Below are 22,350 nucleotides of genomic sequence, written 5' to 3'. Positions count from 1 at the left end.
TGGGATCGACCCATGACCACCGCCTCGATCCCCGTCACGACCACCAGCCCGCGGCTCCTCGCCGGCTGGTACGTCGGCGCGGGCCTGCTGCTCATCGCGATCAACCTGCGGATGGGTGTGGCCTCGGTCGGGCCGGTGCTCGGGGCGATCGAGCGGTCGTTGGGGCTGTCCCCGTCGGCGGCGAGCCTGCTCACGACGATCCCGGTGTTCGCGTTCGGGGCGTTCGCGTTCCTGACCCCGGTGCTCAGTCGGCGCATCGGCCTGCACCGGCTGCTCGGCCTGACGATGGCGGTGTTGGCGATCGGCATCGCACTCCGGCTCGAGCCGCACGGCTGGGCCCTCTACGGCGGCACGGTGCTGGCCGGAGCGGCGATCGCGGTGGCGAACGTCTGCATGCCGGCCGCGATCAAGAGCGACTTCGCGCACCGGGTCGGGTTGATGATGGGCCTGTACTCGACGGCGCTGTTCCTCAGTGCGGCGATCGCCTCGGCGGCCGTCGTCCCGCTGATGGCCGCCTTCGCCGGGTCGTGGCGCCCTGCACTGGCCTTCTGGGCGATCCCGGCGGCGATCGCGTTCGTGGTGTGGCTGCCGCGAGCGCTGCAGCGCCCGGACACCCCGACCCGTGCCACCGGCGCGGGTGCCGCCGACGAACCGACCTTCGCGCGGCTGCTCCGCGACCCCGTGGCGATCGCGGTGACCGGCTTCATGGGGCTGCAGAGCCTGTCGTACTACGCGTTCCTGACGTGGGTGCCGACCGTGCTGCAGGACGCCGGCGTCTCGGCACACACTGCCGGCCTGATGCTGGCCTACTCGAGCCTGCCGGGGATCCTGACCGGCATCACCGGGCCGGCGATCGCCCGACGCCTGCGCCCGACCTGGCTGCCGGTGCTCGTCGTCGTGGTGCTCTGCGCCGCGGGGTTCGCCGGACTCCTCGTCGCGCCGGCCGCGGGCGCCTGGGCGTGGATGACGCTGCTCGGCCTCGGGCAGGGCGGCGCGATCAGCCTGTCGCTGAGCTACATCGTGTGGCGCTCCCCCGATGCCCGGCACACCGCCCACGTGTCGACGATGGCGCAGGGCATCGGGTACCTGCTGGCGGGGCTCGGGCCGCTCGGACTCGGCCTGCTGCACACCGCGACCGGCGGCTGGACCGTGCCGATCGTGGTGCTGCTCGTCCTGCTCGTGCTGCAGTTCGTGGCCGGTGCCGCTGCGAGCCGCGACCGCCACGTGCTCCGCCGGTAGCGCAGCGCCCTACGGTTCGGGGACCGCCACGATCCGGTTCTGGTACGCCCACACCACGGCCTGCAACCGCGACCGCACACCGAGCTTCGGCAGCATCCGCGCCAGGTGCGACTTCACGGTCGAGACCTCGAGCACGAGTGCGACCGCGATCTCCTCGTTCGACATCCCCTGCGCGAGCAGCAGCAGGACCTCGCGTTCGCGGGCGGTGAGCACCCCGTCGGCCCGGTCCCCCGACACCGGCTGCAGGCTCCGCCGCGACACGAACTCGCGCAGCACCCGCCGGGTCAGGGCCTGGTCGAGCGTCCCGTTCCCCGCGGCGACCTGCCGCACGGCGTCGACGATGGTGTCCGGCTCGGCGTCCTTCAGCAGGAACCCGGAGGCACCGGCCTCGAGCGCACCGAACACGTAGTCGTCCAGGTCGAACGTCGTGAGCATCAGCACCGGGATCGCCGGGTCGGCGTCGGGAGCGCAGAACAGCCGCGCGAGCTCGATGCCGTTCATCACGGGCATCCGGATGTCCAGGCAAGCCACGTCGGGTCGCAACGAGCGTGCCAGCGCGAGCGCCTCGCCGCCGTCGGCGGCCACGCCGACCACCTCGATGTCGGCCTCCGCGCCGAGGAGCGCGGACACCCCCGCACGGACCAGCGGCTGGTCGTCCGCCACCAGCACGCGGATCACGCGACCACCCCGTCACCGTCGGCGGTCTGCGCGGGTGCGGCAGGTGCCTCCCGTCCGAGCGCCAGCTCCACCAGCCATCCGCCGGTGGCGGTGGGACCGGTCTGGAGGCTCGCCCCCACCAGGTCCGCCCGCTCGCGCATCCCCCGCAGGCCGTTGCCGCCCGACGGTGAGGTCAGCGCTGCCGGAGCGGCGGCCCGTGCGTTCTCCACCCGGATCACCACCCGGGTCGGGTCGCGGTCGTCGACGGTGACCGTGCACGGGGCGGACGGGGCGTGCAGGGCGGCGTTGGCCAACGCCTCCTGCACCGTCCGGTAGGCGGCGAGCTGCGCGAGCGGGCCGACGCCGTCGGCCAGCGCCTGCGCTCCGCGCTGGTGGTCGCCAGCGAGCACCTCGAGGCGCACGTCGCTGCGGAACCGGGCACGCTCGACCAGGTCGACGATGCCGGCGACCGTCTCGACCGCGCGTTCGGCGGGGACGTCCTCGCGCAGCAGCCCGACCAGGCGGCGCAGGTCGTCGAGGACGGCGGTGCTCTGCTCCCGCACCTGACGGGCACCCTCGTGCGCGCGCTCCGGGTCGCTGTCGATCTGCCGGTCGATCACGGCGGCCATCAGGGCGATGCCGGACAGGTGGTGGGCGGCGATGTCGTGGAGTTCGCGGGCCATGGCGGCCCGTTCACGGGAGACCGCGGCGTCGACCAGGGCGTCCTGTTCACGGAAGACCGCGCTCGCCTCGGCGGTGCGGGCGGCGCGGACCTCGCGGCGGGACCGCACCAGCAGGGTGACCAGGAGCGGGAGCCCGACGGCGCCGACGGCCTGGAGGACGCCCTGGCCGAGTGCGCCGGACAGGACCGCGCTGCCGGCTGCCACCAGCGCGCCGGCGACCAGCAGGGTCGGCCACAGGCGTGCGAGCGGGACACGGAGGGCGGCGAGGACCACGGCGACGACCACCGGCAGGACGGTGAGACCGAACAGGTCGAGCGACTGCGGAGCGAGCGCGGCGACCAGCACCGGCAGCGCGGACACCGCGACGAGCACGGTCCGTGGTGCACGACGGGCGGCGAGCAGGGCGGCGGACTGGGCCAGCAGGCCGAGCGCCAGGACGGTCCACGCGGCGGTGAACGGAGCCGGCACCCGCAGGGCCAGGGCGGGGCCGTCCGGCTCGAGGGCGTCGAGCGGCGGCAGGCCGAACAGCAGGCCGAGGGCCACGACGGCCGTGCCGAGCGCGACGAGCACGTCGACGCGGCGGTCGCGGGCGCGCGGGTCGCCGTCGCGCGGCGGACGGGTGCGCGGGTCGCCGTCGCGCGGCGTGCGCGTGCGCGGGTCAGCGGAGGCCATCGTGCGATCCTACGAGGCGGGTGCGGGCGGGGACCGGGGCGTCGATCGGCAGCGCACGGCGGACGGGGTCGTAGCCCAGGCGGCCGCGGGTCACGACGAGGAGCACCGCGGCGGCGACGGTCGAGGTGATGGTCAGGCCGATCATCAGCGTGCCGGCGGTCATGCTCGGGTACATCTCCGGGAACAGCGTCGAGATCGTGTTGTTCACGCCGACGTGCAGCAGCAGGGCCAGGGGCAGGCTCTCGCCGGTCTTGTTGAACACCTGGATCATCACGACGTTGAACGTGATCGTGAACAGGGCGAAGACCACGGGCTCGCTCCAGTGTGCGTTCGGCCACCCGCCCCAGTCGCTCAGGTAGAGCGGCATGTGCCAGAGCGCCCAGATCGGACCGAGGATCGCAGCGGCTCCGAGCCCGCCGAAGCGGTGCTGCAGCCGGGGCAGGGCGAAGTCGCGCCAGCCGGGCTCCTCGCTCAGGCCGGTCGAGAACAGCTGGATGAGCAGGCCGGGCACCAGGGCCGCGAACGCCAGCGCCGAGGGGGCCCGCACGTCACCGCCGGCGAAGGGCAGCGCGGACGCGACGATCACGGCCGGCACGACGACGAGCGCCAGGGCGTACCAGTACCAGGCGACCCGCCAGCGGAACAGCCGCCCGACCCATCGACGCAGGCCAGGACGGCCGTCGGCGACCGCGGTGACGATGAACGCGCCGCCCAACGGGCCGAGCAGCGCTCCGGGCAGCACGCCGGTGAACTGCGCCGTGCCGAGGACCTCGGGGAAGTGCAGGTCCCACACGCCCAGGCCGTGCGGCGACAGGATGTAGGGCACCCACGCGAGCCAGCTCAGGCCGAGTGCCAGGGTGAAGAAGGACACGAGCGGGTGCCGGGCGATGACGCCGCTGGCTCCCCCACGCTCCTGCGGAGTGGTGCCGGCGGAGGGCCGGACTTCGGTGGTGTTCGTCATGCACACGACGCTAGGAACTGCGCCGTCGCGGGACGACCGGCGCAGGGATGCACCTGCCGGACTTGCATCGAAGGATGCAGGCGGTGGCGGCTGCGGCGGTGGCGCGGCTGCGGCGCACGGTGCGGTGTCCGCCGGCCCGTGCGAGGTTGACCGCTCCGTGCGCCGCTACAACCCCGCACCGAGCCACCAACCTCGCACCGGACGACAGAGCTCGCACCGTGCGAGTTCGGTCCGGCGGCGTCAGCGCAGCGCGGCCCGGAGGGCGTCGGCGATCAGCGCGAGCGCGGCGTCGATCTCGTCGGCGACCCGAGCGTGGGTCGCCTCGGACCGGCGGTAGGGGTCGTCGACGTCGTCGTCCGCGGGGTCGATCGGCGGCGGGACGGTGCCGCGCAGGCGTGCGACCCGTTCGACCAGGGCCTCGGGCGAGTGCACGTCGGCCAGGTCACCGGGCTCGAGCCCCGCGAGCACCCGCGCGAACTGCTTGATCGTGAACGCCCGCTTGGTGGCCCGGGGTGCGAGCGACACCACGGCCGCGCGGTGCGACCGTTCGGCCGTCAGCACCAGGTCGGCCTCCTCGACGATCGCGGCCGTCAGGTACCGCGAGCCGTGCCCCGACGGGTAACCGCCGAGCCGGACGGACTGTGCCGCGGCGGCGCCGTCCATCGCGGCACCGTCGTCGGCGATGGTGCCGGCGGACTCGACCACGAACGCCGCAGCGTCCGGGCCGAGTCGCGCCGTCAGGACCTGCGCGCCGAGCGGCGAACGACAGATGTTGCCGCTGCAGACGAACAGGACCCGCATCGTCAGGCGCCGGCGCCGAGCAGGTCGTGCCGGACGACGATGGCGTCGCGGCCCGGACCGACACCGATCGCGGAGATCCGCGCGCCGGACATCGCCTCGACCGCGAGCACGTAGTCCTGCGCGTTCTTCGGCAGGTCGTCGAACGAGCGGGCACCGGTGATGTCCTCGGTCCAGCCGGGGAACTCCTCGTAGACGGGCTTCGCGTGGTGGAAGTCCGACTGGTTCACGGGGACCTCGTCCACGCGGACGCCGTCCACCTCGTACGCGACGCAGACGGGGATCGTCTCGAGCCCGGTCAGCACGTCGAGCTTGGTGAGCACGAAGTCGGTCACGCCGTTGATGCGCGCGGTGTACCGGGCGATCGGGGCGTCGTACCAACCACAGCGGCGCGGACGGCCCGTCGTGGTGCCGAACTCGAAGCCGTTGGCGCGCAGGAACTCGCCGGACTCGTCGAACAGCTCGGTCGGGAACGGACCGGCACCGACGCGGGTCGTGTACGCCTTGACGATGCCGATGATGCGCTCGAGCTTGCCCGGGCCGATGCCGGAACCGGTCGCTGCGCCACCGGCGGTCGCCGACGACGACGTCACGAACGGGTAGGTGCCGTGGTCGACGTCGAGCATGGTCGCCTGACCGGCCTCGAACAGGACGGTGTCGCCGCGCTCCAGTGCCCGGTGGATCTCGAGGGCGGTGTCCGCGACCATCGGGCGCAGTCGCTCGGCGTAGGACAGCAGCGACTCGACCACTTCTTCGGCGTCGATCGCGCGGCGGTTGAAGACCTTGACGAGCAGGTGGTTCTTCTGGTCGAGGGCCGCTTCGACCTTCTGGCGCAGGATGTTCTCGTCGAAGATGTCCTGGACGCGGATGCCGACGCGGTTGATCTTGTCGGCGTAGGACGGACCGATGCCGCGACCGGTGGTGCCGATCTGGCGCTTGCCGAGGAACCGCTCCGTCACCTTGTCGATGGTGCGGTGGTAGTGCGTGATGAGGTGGGCGTTCGCCGACACGAGCAGCTTCGAGGTGTCGACGCCGCGGGCCTTCAGCGCGTCGAGCTCCTGGAACAGCACCTCGAGGTCGACGACGACGCCGTTGCCGATGATCGGCGTGACGCCGGGCGTGAGGATGCCGGAGGGCAGCAGGTGCAGCGCGTACTTCTCGCCGCCGACGACGACGGTGTGGCCGGCGTTGTTGCCGCCGTTGAACTTCACGACGTAGTCGATGCGGGAGCCGAGGAGGTCGGTGGCCTTCCCCTTGCCCTCGTCGCCCCACTGGGCTCCGATGATGACTGCTGCGGGCATCTGGTTCTCCTCACGTTGGCGGAGGACCTCACGCGACCAGGCGGGCCGGTGGTCCACCCGAGTCTATCGGCTGGTCACTCGCGCGCCACCCATCGGACACGGTCGCCCGCACCGTCGCCGCGTCGGTGAATTGTCCTCATTACGCGTCGGTGCGCACCGAACGTCCCCACAAGGGGGGACAAATAGTTCCAGGCCGGAACATCTCGGGAAGCGCGACGTATCGTGCACCGCGACGTCGGTTTCCCTGTCGGCGTCACGTCGGAGTCCAACCCACTCCGTTCAGCCAGCGCGAGATTCGCGTGAGCACCACCGGACGCTGCAGCGCGCCCGGATGCATCAGAACAGTCGTGCCCTCATGCAGCACGGAAAGAAGAGTTCAACGATGAACAAGGCTCTCTGGAGCAAGAAGGCGCTCGCTCTCCCGGCGTGCGCCGCGATCGTCGTCGGTGGCGTCACCTTCGCCGCCTCCCCTGCGATGGCCGACCCCGCCGACCTGTCCATCACCAGCCAGTCGGTCTCCGGCCGCGTGCTGACGGTGACCGGCACCGGCACCCCTGGTGAGAACATCCAGCTCGACGAGGACTTCCGCAACACCCGCCAGGAGATCCCGGCGAGCGGCACCTGGACGATCTCGTACACGATCCCCGGTACGGACACGACGACGCAGACCTACACGTTCGAGCAGCTCAAGGGCCTGAACCAGGACGGTTCGGTGACGGTCACCGCCGCCCCCGAGGCCACGGACAAGCCCTTCGCCGTCACGTCGCAGTCGGTCTCCGGCCGAACGCTGACCGTCTCGGGCACCGGCGCCGTCGGCAACACCGTCAACTTCGACGTGGGCTTCCCGGTGCAGCGCACCGCCATCAAGGACGACGGCACCTGGACGATCTCGTACGAGATCCCGGGCACCGACACCGACACCGACGAGCACACCTACACGATCAACGAGCAGCGCGCGAACCTGTCGACGGTCGACTCCGTCACCGTCACGGCTCGCGCCGAAGTAGCCGTCCTGCCCTTCGCCGTCACGTCGCAGTCGGTCTCCGGCCGCACGCTGACGGTCTCCGGTACCGGCGCCGTCGGCAACACGGTGAACTTCGACGTGGGCTACCCCGTCCGCCGCACCCCGATCGCCGACGACGGCACCTGGACGATCTCGTACGAGATCCCGGGCACCGACACCGACGAGCACACCTACACGATCAACGAGCAGCGCGCGAACCTGTCGACGGTCGACTCCGTCACCGTCACGGCTCGCGCCGAAGCCGCGGTTGCGGACTTCAACTTCTCGCTGACCAGCCCGACCGACGGCGACACCGTCGACTCGCGCACCGTGACCTTCACCGGGACCGGCGCCGTGGGCGACACCGTGAACGTGCTGGACGCCGATGGCAACCGCGCTGCTCCGCAGACGATCGTGGACGCCGACGGCAACTGGTCCACCACGGGCACCTTCTCGGACTCGGCTGCTGTCGAGCAGGACCTGAGCGTCAACCAGGTCGGTGGCGGCCAGGGCCAGGGCAACATCGAGTTCTCGATCACGCTGCCCGCCGTGGCAGCGGCCCCCGGTGACGGTGGCGACGAGGGCACAACCCCCGGCGACGGCGGCGACGAGGGCACCACCCCCGTCGACGGCGGCGACCAGGGCGCGACCCCCGGCACCGGCACCGGCACCGGCACCGGCACGGGTACCGAGACCGGCGCTGGCGCCGCTCCGACCGCCGGCCGCACCCCGGCCGTGGGTGCACTCCCGGTCGTCAGCGGCTGACACCGGAACCATCCACCGAGCGGGGGCGCGACGGATCGTCGCGTCCCCGTTCGCCGTCCCGACCCGGAATCCGCACATGCACGCAACTCGCTCAGCTCGCCTCGTCCTCGCCGTCGCCGCCGGAGTGCTGCTCTCGCTCGGCCTGGCGTCCTGCCACGCTGATCCCGCCCCGACCGCTGCGAGCAGCACGGGTACCGCCACGGCGGCCCCGACGGCGTCCGCCGAGCCCTACCGCGCACCGTCGACGAAGACGGTCGCAGCACTCCCCGAGGCCCGGTACGACGCGGTCATCGGCGGGCTCCTGCCCTCGTACGACCCTGACGTCCCGGAGGCCGCAGGACACGCGTACACGATCCAGCGCGACGCGCCGCTCTACGGCGACGACCGCACCGAGCCGGTCGCGAGACTCACAGCCGAGAACTTCCTCGGCGACCCCACCGTCGTCGTCCCGCTGCGGTTCCAGGGCGACTGGGCCCTCGTCATGACCCCGAGCCGACAGGCACTGCCGTCAGCTGCACCGGGCGGCGCTCCAGCCCAGACCGCCGGCTGGATGCGCCGCGGCCTGCTGCACCAGGGCGGCGCGCTCGACGACCACGTCGTCATCTCCGTCGGCGACCAGACCGTGTCGATCGTCGCTGCGAGCGGCAAGGTCGTGCACGAGTTCCCGGCCGGCGTCGGTGCCGGGGACACTCCGACCCCGACCGGTGTCGTCGGCTACATCCAGGCGAGGTACCTGGATCCCGCCCAGGACCAGACGGTGCACCAGATCAACCTGACGACGCTGCACTCCGCAGCGGCGGACGAGCCGTTCGGCGGTGACGACGGCGGGCTCATCGGCGTGCACTACGAATCCGTCGCCCGCGGAGCGGTGTCCCACGGGTGCGTCCGCCTCGACGGTGATGCCGTCGATGCGATCAACGCACTCCCGCTCGGCACCGTCGTGCAGATGGTCGCGTAGTCACCGGTACCGCGACCTCTCGTCCGGACCACACAGGCTGCGTGGACGCTCGGTGAGTCCGGAGCACCGTCGGACCCGTCAGATCCACCATCGGAAGGAGCACGACATGAGTGACCTCGGTGACAAGGCCAAGGACTTCGCGAACAGCGACAAGGGCGAGCAGGCGTCCGACGCCGACCTCGACAAGGCAGGCGACGCGGCCGACAAGGCGACCGGCGGCGGCCACGGCGACCAGATCGACAAGGCCCAGCAGGCGGCTGACGACAAGGTCGGCGAGTAACGCCCGGTACGCACCCGGGTGACGGACGGAAGGCCCGGTGCCAGCTGGCACCGGGCCTCCCGTCCGCATGTGACGTGCGTTCCGCGATCAGGCGCGGAAGAAGTCCTGGTACGACGGGTCGCCGACGGGCTGCGAGTAGCCGGGCTCGGCGAGACGCTGCTCGATCATCGCCTGGACGACGTCGGGCGGGGTGAGGCCCCGGCGGCGCCACTCGGTCGGGTTGGCCCGGAGCTGGCTCAGCGTGTTCTGCATGCTGCAACCCTGGCACCCGATAACTAGTTTGTCTAACTACCTGTCCCGATTCCGCGTTCACGGGGTCCCCGCCCCCGGCCCCGATCCGCTTCGTGAGCAGAAGATGTCGGGTCCGAACGCGGGACCCGACATCTTCTGCTCACCACGTGCGTCGCGCGGACGCGCTCGCGGCGACTACTTGCGCGACACCTTCGCGGTCGACTTGGACGTCGCGGTGCCGTCCTTGTAGCCCGAGGCGTGCGCGGTCACCTTGACGGAGAACTTGTGTCCCGCGTCCGAGGTGCCGAGCTTGTACGTCGCAGCGGTGGCCTTCTTCACGACCTTGCCGTCGCGGAGCCACTGGTACTTGTACGTCGCCTTCGTCGTGCTCCACTTGCCGTGGTTCGCCGACAGCTTCGAGCCGACCTTCGCCGTCCCGCTGACCGTCACCTTGCTGCCCGCGGCGAGCGCGAGCTTGGGCGCGGTCACCGAGATGGTCGACGTGCCGGCCTGCTTGCCCGACGCGTTGCCGAGGTGCAGGAGCAGCACGGTGGCCTTCGTGACACCCGAGGCCCGGGTGACCCGGAGGGCGCCGGAGTCGGCGAACAGGACGCCGGTGCTGCGGCCCTGCGCGAAGGACAGTGCCGGCTTCGACGGGTCGAACGAGGCGCTCTTCGTCTCGTCCACCACGGAGGAACCCGTGGTCGCGGCACCCGGGGCGTACGCCGACTCGGTCAGGACCGAGTAGGTGAACTTGCCCTTCGCGCCGATCAGCGCACCCGTGGTCGTGAGCACCTTCACCGAGCTGTCGAAGGTGTTGACGTCCTGGCCGGGTGCCCCGCCGTTCAGCGGCTGGACGTCGACGACCGGGTCGACGTCCGGGTCGTCCGACGCGGCCTTGGCCAGGTCGATCGTCGTCGCGAACGTCGCGTCCACCGCGGCGGACTTGGCGTTGTAGACCAGGTAGTCGGGCTCGCCGTCACGGTTCGTGTCGATGAGCACCTCGACGTTGGTCACGGCGCCGGGGTTGGCGTCGGGACCGGCCGTCTGGATGCCGAACGCGATCGTGTCCGAGGCCTTGTCGTAGCTCGCGCCGTAGGAGCGGATGTCCGCTGCCTGCAGCGAGCGCTTCGCCGAGCCCGCCGGGAACGACTCGACCGGGTCGGTCCCGCCGAGTACGAACGGTGCGACGGCGGCGTGGTAGCCGGTCGTCAGGCCGCCCTGGTCGACCGTGCGCCCCTTGAGCGTCAGGTCGGCCGACTTGCCCGGGCCGGTGAAGGCGACGGTGGAGCGACCCTGCACGGAGCTGACGGGCTTCGGTGCGAGGTACGCACCGACGCGCAGCGGCACCGCGGTCGTGTCGGTCGGCGTGAACGCCACGATGCCCGAGGCGGCGGTGACGAACTCGCGCTGGTAGCCCTGCTGCACCGACTCCTGGGTGGGGTCGATGACGCGGCGGAGCTTCGTCGGGTCGGCGATCGTGAAGGTGAGCTTCACCGTCGCGGTGCGGTTCGCCGGAACGGTGACACGCTTCGTGTTGAGCGCGAACGTCACGCCGGGCTGCGACACCTGCGGCTGGTAGGCCACGTCGTAGGTGTGCGCGACGCCGTCGGTGTTCGCGATCTGGAGGGTGCGGCTCTCGGTCGTCGCGCTCGAGACCTCGACGACACCGAACGAGGCGGTGACGAGCAGGTCGTTCTCGACGCTCCGCACGGTGGTGCCGGCGGTCACGGCCTGCAGGGCGTCGACGCGGCCGGTGCCCTGCCGGAGCAGGGTCGCCGATCGGGAGCCGTCCTTGACGTCGTGCGTCGCCGTGTTCATGAGCGCCGCCTTGACCTGCGGTGCGCTCCACTCCGGGTGCGCCTGGAAGGTCAGCGCCGCGATGCCCGCGACGTCCGGCGTGGCCATCGAGGTGCCGCTCATCGACATGCGGCCGTCACCGGTGCCGTTGGCCGCCGAGATCACGTTGACCCCGGGGCCGGCGATGTCCGGCTTGACGATGTCGTTGAACGACCCGTGCACGCCCCGGCTGGTGAACGCGGCGAGCGTGTTCACGGCCTCCGGGTCGGTGGCGAGTTCGAAGCCCTTGAGCTCGTCCGCGAGGCGCACGTGCAGGGTCCCCGCCTTGGCAGCTGCCTGGAGGCTCGTGGCGGCGTCCAGCGTCAGCTCGGCTCCGGGGATGGTCGCGTTTCCGGCGATGCCCGAGTCGAAGGTGTTGATCGTGCCCGCGAGCAGGACGCCGATGCCGCCGGCGGCCTGGACGTTGTTGAAGCGCACGCCGGAGCCGCACTCGAGCGCGCCGTCCGTCCACTTCAGCCAGACGACCTTGCCCGCGATCTTCGCGGCGTCGGCGGCGCTGAACGCGGCGCAGCCGTCGATGTTGCTGGTCGGGACGACGACGTCACCCTCGACCGGCAGGGTTCCCGTGAAGTTCTGCGAGTACTGCGATCGGTAGGTCTTCGCGACGTTCGCGGGGGCCGTGACCTGCACGCCGTCGTAGAGCGACTGACCGGTGGCGCTCGCGGCGACGGTGAGCGCACCCTCGGCGTTGCCCGGCGAGCCACCGATGTCGGTGAAGTCGTCGGCGTTGCCCGAGGCGATCACGGGGAGCACCCCGCGTGCGGTCAGCGCGTCGATCTTGGCGTTGTCGGGGTCGTCCGGTGCGCCGTAGTCGGAGCCGAGCGACAGGTTCAGGACGTTGATGTCCTTGCCCTCGGTGAGCGCCTGGCCCACCCAGTCGAGCGCGGCGCCCGTGACGTCGGTCGAACCGCCGCCGTCGCCGAACACCTTGAGGGCGTAGAGGCCGGCCTCGGGCGCGGTGCCCGGACCGATCCACATGTCCTGCACCTGCTGCGTGGTGAGCTTGGTGTAGTCGCCGTCGAACTGCTGCTTGTCGGCGGTCAGGCCGTAGCCCGCGATCGAGCCGGACACGTGCGTGCCGTGGTCGCCGCCCTTGCCGTCGATGGGGTTGTCGTCCGGAGCCGGCACCGGGTCGTAGGCCGGGTCGGTCGGGTCGGCGTTGTAGGTCGCACCGGCGAAGTCGTACCCGCCGAGGAACTTCGACGCGTCGTACAGGCTGGGGTCCGGGGCGCCGGAGCTCGCGTTCGCCAGGGCCTGCTGGTAGGCCGCGGTGGTGCCGGGTCCGCCGAAGTCGGCCTGCGTGTAGTCGAGGCCGGTGTCGAGGACGGCGACGTTGACGTCCTTGCCGGTGTGGCCGGTCTGCTGCCAGGCGTTGAGCGAGCGCGTGTAGACGTCGCTCGCGGCGTTCTTCGGCGAGACGCCGTCGGCGCCCGGCTTCACGAGGCTCGGGTCCACACCGGACGGTGCGGCGCTCGCGTCGGCGTTGACCGTCGGCTCGACGATCTTCTTCGGCGTGAGCGGGATGATGCTCTCGACGTCGGAGCGCTTCGCGATGTCCTGCAGCGCGGAGACGTCGGCGACGACCGCGACACCGGGGACGGTGTACTCGGTCGAGTAGAGCTCGGTCGAGTCGGCGTCGGCGCGCTTCACGGCGGCGCGGACGGCCGCGGTCGTCGACTCGATCGCCTTGACGCGGCTCTTCGCTGCCGAGGACTGCGTCTTGGACTTGGTCAGGTCACCGCCCTTCGCGTTCGCGTCGACTTCGAGGGCACCCTGGCCGGTCGTGCGCACGAAGGCGGCGACGGTCTTGGTGGGCTTGGCGTCGCGCAGTGGTGCGGAGAGCTTCAGGTCGGCCACCGACACCCCGGCCGGAGCTGCGGAGGCCGCGCCCCCGGCTGCGAGGCCGCCGCACGTCAGGGCCACGGCGGCGATGCCGGCGGTCAGGACGCGTGCGATGCGATGGGAGTTCGGGGTCGGGTTCGGGTCGTGGTTCGGTGTTGCACGGTTCAAAGAGGGCACTCCAGGCTCAGTCCGTGGTTCGCATGAGATTGCTGTGAAGTTATGCGCTTACATTCAGAAAGGGCAGTCCGCACTTTGGGGGACACCCCCGTTCGAGGGCCGGTCTCCCTGTTAAGTTGCACACATGTGTGCACGTTATTACGATGGGGTTCGTGACCACTGCTTCCCACCCCGCACGCGCACCCCGCCGCGACGCGACCGAGAACCGGGCAGCCCTCCTCGACGCAGCACGGACCTGCCTGCAGCGCGATCCGGACGCCTCGATCGAGACGATCGCCGCGGCGGCCGGACTCTCGCGCCGCGCGGTGTACGGACATTTCCCGTCACGTGACGACCTCGTGCGCGAGGTCGTGACGTCCGGTGCCGCTCGCATCGCCGCGGCCATGCCGACCACCTCGGACCTGCAGGAGCTGCCGCCGGCCGCCCGGCTCGCCGCGATCGCCGTGACCCTCTGGACCGAGGTCTCGCACGTCCGCTCGATGGCCCGGGTCGCCGTGCGCAGCCCCTTCGCCGAGCCCGTCGCTGAGGTGTTCGCACCCCTGCGCGCCCAGGTCCGCCAGGCGTGTGCCCTCGGGATCGCCGAGGGCGCCATGCGCGACGACGTCGACCCCGCCACCCTCGGGCGTCTGGTCGAGGGTGCGTGCATCGCCGTCCTCGACGAGGCGACCCGATCGGGCACCCCGGACGAGGCCGGACGGCGCATGGTGGTGCTGTCGGCGCTCGGCATGGCCGGCATCGACTGGCGCACCGCCCTGCTGTCCGAACCCGCGGCCCCGGCCACCGGCTCCGCTGTCTCCCCCGTGAAGGACCCCGCATGACGCTCGAACTCGACCACGTCGGCATCGGCGAGGAGCCCGGCGCGGCACTGCCCGTCGTCTCCGCCGTCGCCGCGCCCGGACACCCCGGGGTCGTCGCCGTCGAGACCGAGCAGGCCCCCGTGCTCGCCTCGCTCGTCGCCGGCGGCCGGATGCAGCCCGACACCGGGCGGCTGCTGCTCGACGGGCACGAGGACGCCGCCGCCGTGCGCCGCGCCTTCGCCCTCGTCGACACCCCGGGCGTCGCCGAGCCCTTCCCCGTGATGACCGTCAAGCAGATCGTGCGCGAGGAGCTCGCGTTCGCCGCCCAGCGCCCCTCGCGTGACCACGTCGACACCGTGCTCGTGGAACTCGGCCTGGGGCACTACGCGGACACCCCGGTCCAGCGGGTGCCGACCGCCGTGCGCGTCCGACTGCTCGTCGAGCTCGCCCTGCTCCGCGACGGCGTGACCGGCCTCGTCGTCACCGCGCCCGAGCGGCACGGCGGCGCCGTCGAGGAGTGGTTCGCGGTCCTCCGCGACGTCGCTCGACGCGGCGTGACCATCGTGCTGGTCACCTCGAAGGCCGCAGCCGCGACCGTCGAGACGCTGCTCGACACCGTCGAGACGACCGAAACCGTCCAAACGCACGACGACGCCGCGACGCACGTCGCGCTCCAGACCGAGGGTCCCGACGACGCGGCCCTGTCCGACGGAACCGAGCCGGGCCTCCCGTCCGGCCCTTCCGTCACCGCAGAATCCGCAACCGTCCCGACGGAGGCAACCCCGTGACCACCACCTCGCTCGTCCGCGCCGAACTGGCGCGACTCACCGCGACCCCGCTCGCACGACTGGCGTTCATCGCCCTGATGATCGTGCCGCTGCTGTACGGCGGCGCGTACCTGTGGGCGAACCGCGACCCGTACGCCAAGCTCGACCAGATCCCGGCGGCGATCGTGAACCTCGACGCCGGGGCCACCCTCGACGGCGACCAGGTCGACTACGGCACCGACGTCACCAAAGAGGCGATCGACGGCGCCGACTTCAAGTGGACGAAGACCAGCGCCGCCGACGCCCGCTCCGGTGTGCGGAACGGCACCTACGACTTCGTGGTCACGATCCCGCACGACTTCTCCGAGCACCTGGTGTCCGCGCAGTCGGACGACCCGACGCAGGCGAAGCTCGTCATGACGACGGCCGACACGAACTCGTACCTGGCCTCGACCATCGCGGAGCAGGCCGGCAAGACCATGCGCACGGCCGTCGCCGAACGCGTCGGCAAGCAGGCGGCGAAGACCCTGCTCGTCGGGCTCGCCGACGTCCGCGACAGCCTCGGCGACGCCGTCGACGGGGCCGACCAGCTCGCCTCCGGCACCGCGAAGGCGGACTCGGGGGCTCGCAAGCTGGCGGACGGCACCGGCAAGCTGTCGTCCGGTGCGGCGGAGCTCGCGTCCGGCACGGCGTCGTTGCCGTCCCAGACCCAGCAGCTGGACAGCGGGGCGCAGCAGGTGGCGTCGGGTGCTTCCACGCTCGCCTCGGGCCTGGCGAGTGCGCAGCAGCAGACGGCGGCGCTGCCGTCGCAGACGCAGCAGTTGAACGACGGCGCGCAGCAGCTGCAGACCGGACTGCACCAGCTCCGCGACCAGACGTCGACCCTGCCTGCGGACTCGGCGACGCTCGCGTCCGGTGCATCGAAGGTCGCCAGCGGCAACGCCGAGCTCGCCGACAAGGCCGCACCGTTCATCGCGGGTGTCCAGCAGCTCTCGGCGCAGTCGCCGGAACTCGTCGCATCGTTGAAGCCGGTCGTGCAGGAGTCAACGGTGCTCACCGCCGAGCAGAAGACCCAGCTGCTCGCCGGGCTCGACGACCTGCAGGCCGGCAGTGCCGATCTCGGCACCGGTGCCGGAGCGCTGTCCGGCAACCTGCAGAAGCTCAAGACCGGCAGCGCGCAGGTGTCCGCGGGAGCGTCGCAGCTCGCCGAGAAGGCTCCGTCGCTGACGAGTGGCATCCAGCAGCTCTCCGACGGCTCGGACACGCTCGCCGCCGGGACGTCGAAGCTGGCCGCCGCGGCGCCGACACTGACCTCGGGCATCTCGTCGGCGGCGGACGGGGCGTCGACGCTCTCGACGGGTGCCGCGAAGGTCGCAGACGGTACGTCTGCGCTCGCGTCCGCCGCACCCACGCTGTCGTCAGGTGCTTCGTCGCTCGCGACTGGCGCAGCGTCCGCCGACAAGGGTGCTTCGTCGCTCGTCTCCGGCTTGGACAAGCTCAAGACCGGGTCGTCGAAGCTCGCCGCGTCGCTCGACGAGGGCCGCACGAAGATCCCCGCGTCGAACGCCTCGGAGCGCGAGTCGCAGGCCTCGGTCATCTCCGACCCGGTGAAGGTCGGGGACGACAACGTCGCCGCCGCGTCGAACTACGGCGCCGGCCTCGCGCCGTTCTTCATCTCGCTCGCGGCCTGGATCGGCATGTACGCGCTGTTCCTCATCCTCAAGCCGATCTCGAAGCGGGCGATCACCGCGGTGCGGAAGCCCCTCGCGGTGGTGTTCGGCGGCTGGCTGACCCCGGCGCTGCTCGGCCTGGTGCAGATGGTCGCGCTGTTCTTCATCGTGCGGTTCGCCCTCGACCTGAACGTGGTGCACGTCGGCGGCACGATCGGGATCATGGTGCTCGCCTCGGCGACCTTCGCGGCGGTCATCATGGCGCTCAACGTGCTGCTCGGGTCGGTGGGGCAGTTCCTCGGCCTGGTGCTCATGCTCGTGCAGCTCGTCACCGCTGGCGGGACGTTCCCGTGGCAGACGCTGCCCGGACCGTTGGCGGCGCTGCACTTCGCGCTGCCGATGACGTACTCGGTCGACGCGATCCGGCAGACGATGTACGGCGGGAACCTCGGCGCCGCGTGGTCCGACGCGGGCGTGCTGCTCTGCTGGCTGCTCGGCGCGCTCCTGGTGTCCTTCGTGGTGACGGCACGGCAGACCCGCTCCCGCACGCTGCGCGACCTGCGCCCGAGCCTGATCGGGTAGCGGGGGCGCGCGGCGCGGCAGCGTCGCGCGCCCCGCGTTCGCCGAGTGAGCAGAAGACGACGAGTGGCCCGAGGCGACCCGTCGTCTTCTGCTCACTCGGTGCGACCGGAGCGAGGAGCGAGACGAGTCCGATGCGCAAGCAGCTCCCTCAGGTGGTCGACGGCGCCGGACACGTGCACGCCCAGGTCCGACTTCGTCCACCGCACGACCGCCCAGCCGAGCCGCTCCATCTCGCGGTAGCGCCGCAGATCACGACCCCACTGCTCGGCGTCGGTCCGGTGCTGGTCCCCCTCGTACTCGATGACGATGCGCTGCTCCGGGTACGCCATGTCGACGCGCCCCACGAACCGCCCTGCCTCGTCGAGCACGTCGACCTGCAGCTCCGGCTCGGGCAATCCGGCGCGCACGATCGTCAGTCGCGCCCGGGTCTCCTGCGGTGAGCCAGCACCGACCCGCACGAGTTCGAGTGCCGTCCGCAGCTTGCGGACGCCACGGCGGGTGCCGGCTGCGGCGAGCGCGACGGCGAGGTCGCCCGGAGTCGTCGCACAGCGGCGCTCGGTGACGATCGCGTCGCCGAGCACGACCAGCTCGTCGGCGTCGAGCATCGCGCCGCACTCGACCCAGACCGCGTCAGGCGCGCTCGCCGGCATGCCGCGACGAAGTCGGACCGACGCGCGCTCTGCCGCGATGCGGTGCCCGACCACCCCGCTCCGACGGGCTTGGGTCTGCGGCAGCACGCTCGTGATGTGGACCGGATCGTCGTCAGAGCACATGATCGGGAGCCCCCACAGGACTGCGGCCGACAGGTGGCTGATGAACTGGCCAGGCAACAGGACCGGTCGCAGTGCCTGGATTCGCTGGACTTGGTCCGGCTGACGGTCACGCGCCCAGCGGATGGACCGCGTCGGGCAGACGAGGTCTCGGCGCTGGAGCCGTTCACGCGGAACACCCGCACGGTCAGCGGCTCCGACGTCGAACGCTCGCCCGCGGAGCGATGGCGGAAGTGCGCGTGGTTGCATGCGCACCACGCTCGCGCCCCGCGCCCCGCCTCCGCAGGCCGAACGTTTGTTCTGTGCACAACGCACACCGCGCCTCCCGTGTGGAGGACTCGCACCGCGCACCGAGTGAGCAGAAGAAGACGGGTGAGCATCCAGCACCCGTCGTCTTCTGCTCACTCGACGCACCGAACGGAACCCCGCCGCCCGCTACGATCGACGGACGAACCAACGGAGGTCGAAGCGCATCATGGGAGACGGCAAACCCGCGACCATCTACGACGTCGCCGCGCGCGCCGGGGTCTCGAAGTCCCTCGTCTCCCTGGTGCTGCAGCGCTCCCCCCGGGTCAGTGACCAGCGCCGGGCCGCCGTGCTCACGGCGATCCAGGAGCTCGACTACCGGCCCTCCACTGCCGCCGTGTCCCTCGCCGGCACCCGCAGCCGCACCGTCGGCGTGGTCCTCGACGACTTCCGGAACCAGTGGTTCGTCGACCTGCTCACCGGGCTGCGCGAGGCCCTGCAGGACCAGGGTCACCGTCTCGTCGTCGCGGACCGGTTCCTGAACACGGGGCTCGACGCCTCGCCGGTCGAGGGCTTCCTGTCCATGCGCGTCGAGGGCATCGTCATCGCCGGCGAACCCGACACCGACCTGGCGATCCCGGCCTCGATGCCGGTCGTCATCGCCGGCGGGCGCGTGTCGATCCCCCGCGCGGACACCGTGGCGAACGACGACCGGGCCGGCGGCGGCATGGCCGCGGAGCACCTGCTCGCGCTGGGCCACACGCGGCTCGGCTTCGTGGGGGCGAGCTCGGCGGCGTCGAAGGAACGCCGCGCAGGGTTCGAGGGCACCGTCGCGGCCAGTGCGGGTGCAAGTCCCGCCGTCGTGGTCCTGCCCGGCGAACCCACCGAAGAGGCGGGATCCCGCGCCCTCGGCGCCCTGCTCGACGAGCACCCCGACGTCACCGCGGTGTTCGCCGCCAACGACGTGATGGCCCTCGGAGCACTGTCCGAACTCGCCGAACGCGGACTCCGGGTCCCCGAGGACGTCTCCGTCATCGGCTACGACGACACCCCCGTCGCCGCCACGCGCTACGTCGGCCTGACGAGCATCGACGACCGCAGTGTCGAGATCGGCCGCGGCGCCGGCGAGCGCCTGCTCGCCCGCATCGCCGACCCGGGGCTGGCCGCCACCGAGTCCCTGGTCGAGCCCCGCCTGGTTGCTCGCCGCACGACCGCCCCGCGCTGACGCGGCTGACGGGAGGCCCGCCCCGCGTCCGCCCCGCCCGCTTCGTGAGCAGAAATGGTCGGGTCCAGGGCCCGTACCCGACCATTTCTGCTCACGAAGTCGCGTCGGCAGGCGCCGCGTGCTGCACGATCCAGCTGTGCATGACGATCGCAGCCGCCGCCGAGGCGTTGATGCTCCGCGTCGACCCGAACTGCGTGATCTCCAGGTGCCCGGACGCCCCGGCCACCGCTTCGTCGGTGAGCCCGGGGCCCTCCTGGCCGAACAGGAACACGCACCGCTCCGGGATCGCCGCGGTCTCGATGCGATCGGCGCCAGGGGTGTTGTCGATCGCGATCACCGGGCGCTGCTCCTCGGCCATCGCGGCCAGGAACGCCTGCACGTCGGGGTGGTACCGGACGTGCTGGTACCGGTCGGTCACCATCGCGCCGCGCTTGTTCCAGCGCCGCCGCCCGATGATGTGGACCGTGCCGGCCAGGAACGCGTTGGCGCTCCGCACGATCGACCCGATGTTCAGGTCGTGCTGCCAGTTCTCGATCGCCACGTCGAACGCGTGCCGGCGGGTGTCGAGCTCGGCGACGATGGCGTCCATCGACCAGTACCGGAAGTGGTCGAGCACGTTCCGCGAGTCCCCCGCTGCCAGCAGCTCCGGGTCGAGCCGCGGGTCGTCCGGCCAGGGCTCCGGGTGCGGGCCGACGCCGTTCGTCGTCAGTTCGTGCGTCGGGGCGGGCTCGTCGGTCACGCCTCCAGGGTAGAGCCGCGGCGAACCGGGCCGGTCGGCGCGAGTCCCACGACCGTGTTCCAGCCGAACGCCCGCCGCGTCACGGTGTCACTGCGTACCCGGGCGGAGGAAGTCCTCCGGCACGGCACCGGCGTTCGTCGCCGCGAAGATGCGCTTCCGATCACTCGGACGGGTCGGGTCGAACACGACGACGACGGTCGCTCCGAGCACCGGGCCGGTTCCGTCGCCGAACCCCTCGGTCCGGTCGACCCAGCGCTGTTGTCCCTGGAGGTCCGTGAACGTGAAGGTCCAGCGCAGCAGCGTGAAGGAGGCGTCGTGGGCGGTCGAGCCGCTGACCGCGGTGACGATCCCGTCGACCCGGCGTCCCGCACGCAGCAGCTGTTCGAGCCGACCGCGTCGGCCGCCCTGCCCGCGGCGTGCAACCGTCCCGCCGATCAGGGCGACCAGCGCCAGCGCGGTGACCAGTGCGGGGATCCACCACGCAGCGGCGTACCAGCTCCAGCCGCCGATGCCCCAGACTTCGTCGCGGCCGAACGCCGGGTCGACGGTGGTCCCGACGCGGTCGACGGGCGCCCACTGCGTCGCGGTCGTCCACCAGAGCCCGGCTGCGGCGCCGACGAGCCAGATGCTCACCGGTCCCACCCCGACGAACTCCGACGCCCGGCCTGCGAAGCGGTGGTTCCACTTCGAGTACATGCCCAGCGTGACGATCGACCCCGTGACCGCGACGGGCATCGCCCACCACGGGTACTCCGGGTCCGGCGTGTCCGAGAACACGCTGTTGACGGTCATGTCCCGGATGGTGCCGAGGACGGACCCGAGCGCGTACCCGGCGACGACGCCGACGGCGAGCAGGAGCGCCGCCCACACGATCGTCAGGACGAGTGCACGGGCGCTGCCCTGCTGCGCGGCGGCCTTCGCACGGAGGGCGGCGGCCGGATCGGTGGTGCTCATGATCGACGTGCGTGGTCGGTCAGTACGAGTACGTCGGATCGGGGGTGTTCGCCGCGAGGACCGCGATCGTCACGAACAGCCCGATGTACAGCAGCGTGACCACCCCACCGACGATGACCGCGGCGAGCGCGAGGCCGCGGCCCCCCTCGGATCGTCTGCGCGCCTGCGACATCGCGACGAGACCGAGGATGAACCCGATCAGCGGTGCGACGAACGCCGCGACGAGCGAGATGATCGCGAGGGTGTTCGTGCGGTGCGGGACGGAACCGTAGGACTGTGGAACGGAAGACTGTGGGGATTGGTACTGAGTGGACATCGTGAAAGACGGTATCTCACATCTTTTTTTGTTGGGAAGCGTACCGAAATTCAGCGGACGCGCGATTCGATCCCGGCGATGAGGACGTCGAGCCCGAGCGCGAAGCGTGCGTCGTACGAGTGCTCCCCCAGGAGCTCTCCGACGAGCGCGTGCCGCTCGGGACGCCCAGCCTCGGCATCTCCACGCCCGATCTCCACCGAGGTGTGCCCCACCACGAAGTCGTACACGACGAAGAACGCGTACATCGCCTCGGCATCGGCCAGCCCGGCGGAGCGGAGCGCCCCGACGACCTTCGCCACGACGGCGTCGGACTCGGTGGACACCAGGGCCCCGCGCCGGCTGTGCGACTCGAGCACCAGGGGGTGGGTGCGCATCAGGTCGCGGAACGTCGTGGCGAAGGTGCGCACCACGGCGTGCCACTCGTCCGGCCAGACGAAGGTGGCGGTGAACTCGTCGACGGTGCGACGGACGAGTTCACCGTGCAGGTCGTCGAGGCCGCCGATGGTCCGGTGCACGGTCATCGGCGCGACGCCGAGCCGCACCCCGAGCGCACGGAACGACAGGCGGTCGAGGCCGTCCTCGTTCGCGATCGCCGTCGCGGCGTCGATCACCTGCTCGCGGCTCAGGACGTTGGGCCGGCCCCGTCGTCGTCGCGGTGTCGCCTCGACCAGATCGGGAGCCGCTTCCAGGTCCGGCACCGCAGCGGGGCGGGGCGTGGCGGTCGGGGATCCGGGTTCGACGAGCACGGCGGGTTCTCCTTGATTCGGTACGTGTCCCGAAAAGCCTAGGGCAAAGCCGAGTGGCGTTCGGTGACTCGACCATCTCGGGTCCGGAGGCGACGCGCAAGAGCCGATCCG

Annotated in this window: 20 protein-coding genes; 8 read left to right on the top strand and 12 right to left on the bottom strand. The window is 71.6% G+C overall.

Going from position 1 to position 22,350, the window contains the following annotated elements; all coding sequences use genetic code 11:
- The first annotated feature begins 12 nt into the window (after positions 1 to 12).
- A complete protein-coding gene (locus tag M4960_RS18000) occupies positions 13 to 1,239 on the top strand; it encodes an MFS transporter (RefSeq protein ID WP_173169775.1) in 1,227 nt (408 codons plus the stop codon).
- A gap of 9 nt (positions 1,240 to 1,248) precedes the next feature.
- Here M4960_RS18000 and M4960_RS17995 read toward each other — a convergent pair whose 3' ends face one another.
- The 5 genes from M4960_RS17995 to M4960_RS17975 all read right to left on the bottom strand — a co-directional run bounded on the left by M4960_RS17995 (position 1,249) and on the right by M4960_RS17975 (position 6,311).
- A complete protein-coding gene (locus tag M4960_RS17995; RefSeq protein WP_123293595.1) occupies positions 1,249 to 1,917 on the bottom strand; it encodes a response regulator transcription factor in 669 nt (222 codons plus the stop codon).
- Complete coding sequence (locus M4960_RS17990; protein WP_173169776.1) at positions 1,914 to 3,251, bottom strand: sensor histidine kinase; 1,338 nt, start codon at positions 3,249 to 3,251, stop codon at positions 1,914 to 1,916. The genes M4960_RS17995 and M4960_RS17990 overlap by 4 nt, the downstream gene beginning before the upstream one ends.
- Entirely contained in the window at positions 3,238 to 4,212 is a 975-nt protein-coding gene (locus M4960_RS17985; protein ID WP_173169777.1) for a CPBP family intramembrane glutamic endopeptidase, read from the bottom strand. Before M4960_RS17985 ends, M4960_RS17990 begins: the two co-directional genes overlap by 14 nt.
- A 240-nt stretch (positions 4,213 to 4,452) precedes the next feature.
- Positions 4,453 to 5,013: a low molecular weight phosphatase family protein gene (locus M4960_RS17980; protein WP_173169778.1), complete on the bottom strand. Its 561-nt coding sequence runs from the start codon at positions 5,011 to 5,013 to the stop codon at positions 4,453 to 4,455.
- A gap of 2 nt (positions 5,014 to 5,015) precedes the next feature.
- Complete coding sequence (locus tag M4960_RS17975; protein WP_111086193.1) at positions 5,016 to 6,311, bottom strand: adenylosuccinate synthase; 1,296 nt, start codon at positions 6,309 to 6,311, stop codon at positions 5,016 to 5,018.
- 382 nt (positions 6,312 to 6,693) lie between these two features.
- Here M4960_RS17975 and M4960_RS17970 point away from each other — a divergent pair, with 382 nt between their 5' ends.
- From M4960_RS17970 to M4960_RS17960, 3 genes are all read left to right on the top strand, one after another.
- The gene (locus M4960_RS17970; RefSeq protein WP_248704991.1) at positions 6,694 to 8,079 is read left to right on the top strand and encodes a hypothetical protein; all 1,386 of its coding nucleotides are present in this window, start codon (positions 6,694 to 6,696) and stop codon (positions 8,077 to 8,079) included.
- Positions 8,080 to 8,155: 76 nt separating this feature from the next.
- On the top strand, positions 8,156 to 9,037 hold the full coding sequence (locus tag M4960_RS17965) for a L,D-transpeptidase (protein ID WP_123293843.1): 882 nt from the start codon (positions 8,156 to 8,158) through the stop codon (positions 9,035 to 9,037).
- Positions 9,038 to 9,143: 106 nt separating this feature from the next.
- Positions 9,144 to 9,317: an antitoxin gene (locus M4960_RS17960; RefSeq protein WP_173169781.1), complete on the top strand. Its 174-nt coding sequence runs from the start codon at positions 9,144 to 9,146 to the stop codon at positions 9,315 to 9,317.
- Between the two features lie 87 nt (positions 9,318 to 9,404).
- Here the strand turns inward: M4960_RS17960 and M4960_RS17955 are convergent, their stop codons facing one another.
- Both M4960_RS17955 and M4960_RS17950 read right to left on the bottom strand, forming a co-directional pair.
- Complete coding sequence (locus M4960_RS17955; protein WP_159573348.1) at positions 9,405 to 9,569, bottom strand: hypothetical protein; 165 nt, start codon at positions 9,567 to 9,569, stop codon at positions 9,405 to 9,407.
- A gap of 174 nt (positions 9,570 to 9,743) precedes the next feature.
- A complete protein-coding gene (locus M4960_RS17950) occupies positions 9,744 to 13,418 on the bottom strand; it encodes a S8 family serine peptidase (RefSeq protein ID WP_248704990.1) in 3,675 nt (1,224 codons plus the stop codon).
- A 161-nt stretch (positions 13,419 to 13,579) separates the two neighbouring features.
- Here M4960_RS17950 and M4960_RS17945 point away from each other — a divergent pair, with 161 nt between their 5' ends.
- From M4960_RS17945 to M4960_RS17935, 3 genes are read left to right on the top strand one after another with little or no spacing between them, the layout of a single operon-like run.
- Positions 13,580 to 14,245, top strand: coding sequence for a TetR/AcrR family transcriptional regulator (locus tag M4960_RS17945; RefSeq protein ID WP_111086194.1), 666 nt, complete (start codon positions 13,580 to 13,582; stop codon positions 14,243 to 14,245).
- Positions 14,242 to 15,012, top strand: a complete 771-nt coding sequence (locus M4960_RS17940) for a hypothetical protein (protein ID WP_248704989.1) — start codon at positions 14,242 to 14,244, stop codon at positions 15,010 to 15,012. The genes M4960_RS17945 and M4960_RS17940 overlap by 4 nt, the downstream gene beginning before the upstream one ends.
- Entirely contained in the window at positions 15,009 to 17,243 is a 2,235-nt protein-coding gene (locus M4960_RS17935; protein WP_248704988.1) for a YhgE/Pip family protein, read from the top strand. Before M4960_RS17940 ends, M4960_RS17935 begins: the two co-directional genes overlap by 4 nt.
- 92 nt (positions 17,244 to 17,335) lie before the next feature.
- Here the strand turns inward: M4960_RS17935 and M4960_RS17930 are convergent, their stop codons facing one another.
- Positions 17,336 to 18,016: an endonuclease domain-containing protein gene (locus M4960_RS17930; protein WP_173169786.1), complete on the bottom strand. Its 681-nt coding sequence runs from the start codon at positions 18,014 to 18,016 to the stop codon at positions 17,336 to 17,338.
- Between the two features lie 472 nt (positions 18,017 to 18,488).
- Between M4960_RS17930 and M4960_RS17925 the strand changes: the two genes are divergently transcribed.
- On the top strand, positions 18,489 to 19,484 hold the full coding sequence (locus tag M4960_RS17925) for a LacI family DNA-binding transcriptional regulator (protein ID WP_248704987.1): 996 nt from the start codon (positions 18,489 to 18,491) through the stop codon (positions 19,482 to 19,484).
- A 91-nt stretch (positions 19,485 to 19,575) separates the two neighbouring features.
- Here M4960_RS17925 and M4960_RS17920 read toward each other — a convergent pair whose 3' ends face one another.
- From M4960_RS17920 to M4960_RS17905, 4 genes are all read right to left on the bottom strand, one after another.
- The gene (locus M4960_RS17920) at positions 19,576 to 20,223 is read right to left on the bottom strand and encodes a TrmH family RNA methyltransferase (protein ID WP_123672028.1); all 648 of its coding nucleotides are present in this window, start codon (positions 20,221 to 20,223) and stop codon (positions 19,576 to 19,578) included.
- 87 nt (positions 20,224 to 20,310) lie between these two features.
- A complete protein-coding gene (locus M4960_RS17915) occupies positions 20,311 to 21,177 on the bottom strand; it encodes a hypothetical protein (protein WP_248704986.1) in 867 nt (288 codons plus the stop codon).
- Positions 21,178 to 21,196: 19 nt separating this feature from the next.
- Entirely contained in the window at positions 21,197 to 21,493 is a 297-nt protein-coding gene (locus tag M4960_RS17910) for a DUF4190 domain-containing protein (RefSeq protein ID WP_131921319.1), read from the bottom strand.
- Between the two features lie 50 nt (positions 21,494 to 21,543).
- Positions 21,544 to 22,239 carry a TetR/AcrR family transcriptional regulator C-terminal domain-containing protein gene (locus M4960_RS17905; protein ID WP_248704985.1) on the bottom strand — a complete coding sequence of 232 codons (696 nt, stop codon included), beginning with the start codon at positions 22,237 to 22,239 and terminating at the stop codon, positions 21,544 to 21,546.
- Between the last annotated feature and the right edge of the window lie 111 nt (positions 22,240 to 22,350).

Origin of the sequence: Curtobacterium sp. MWU13-2055 (assembly GCF_023242305.1) — a bacterium.
GTDB lineage: Bacteria > Actinomycetota > Actinomycetes > Actinomycetales > Microbacteriaceae > Curtobacterium.
Note: the sequence above shows the minus strand (reverse complement) of the source record. Positions and strands in the feature narration are given on the sequence as shown.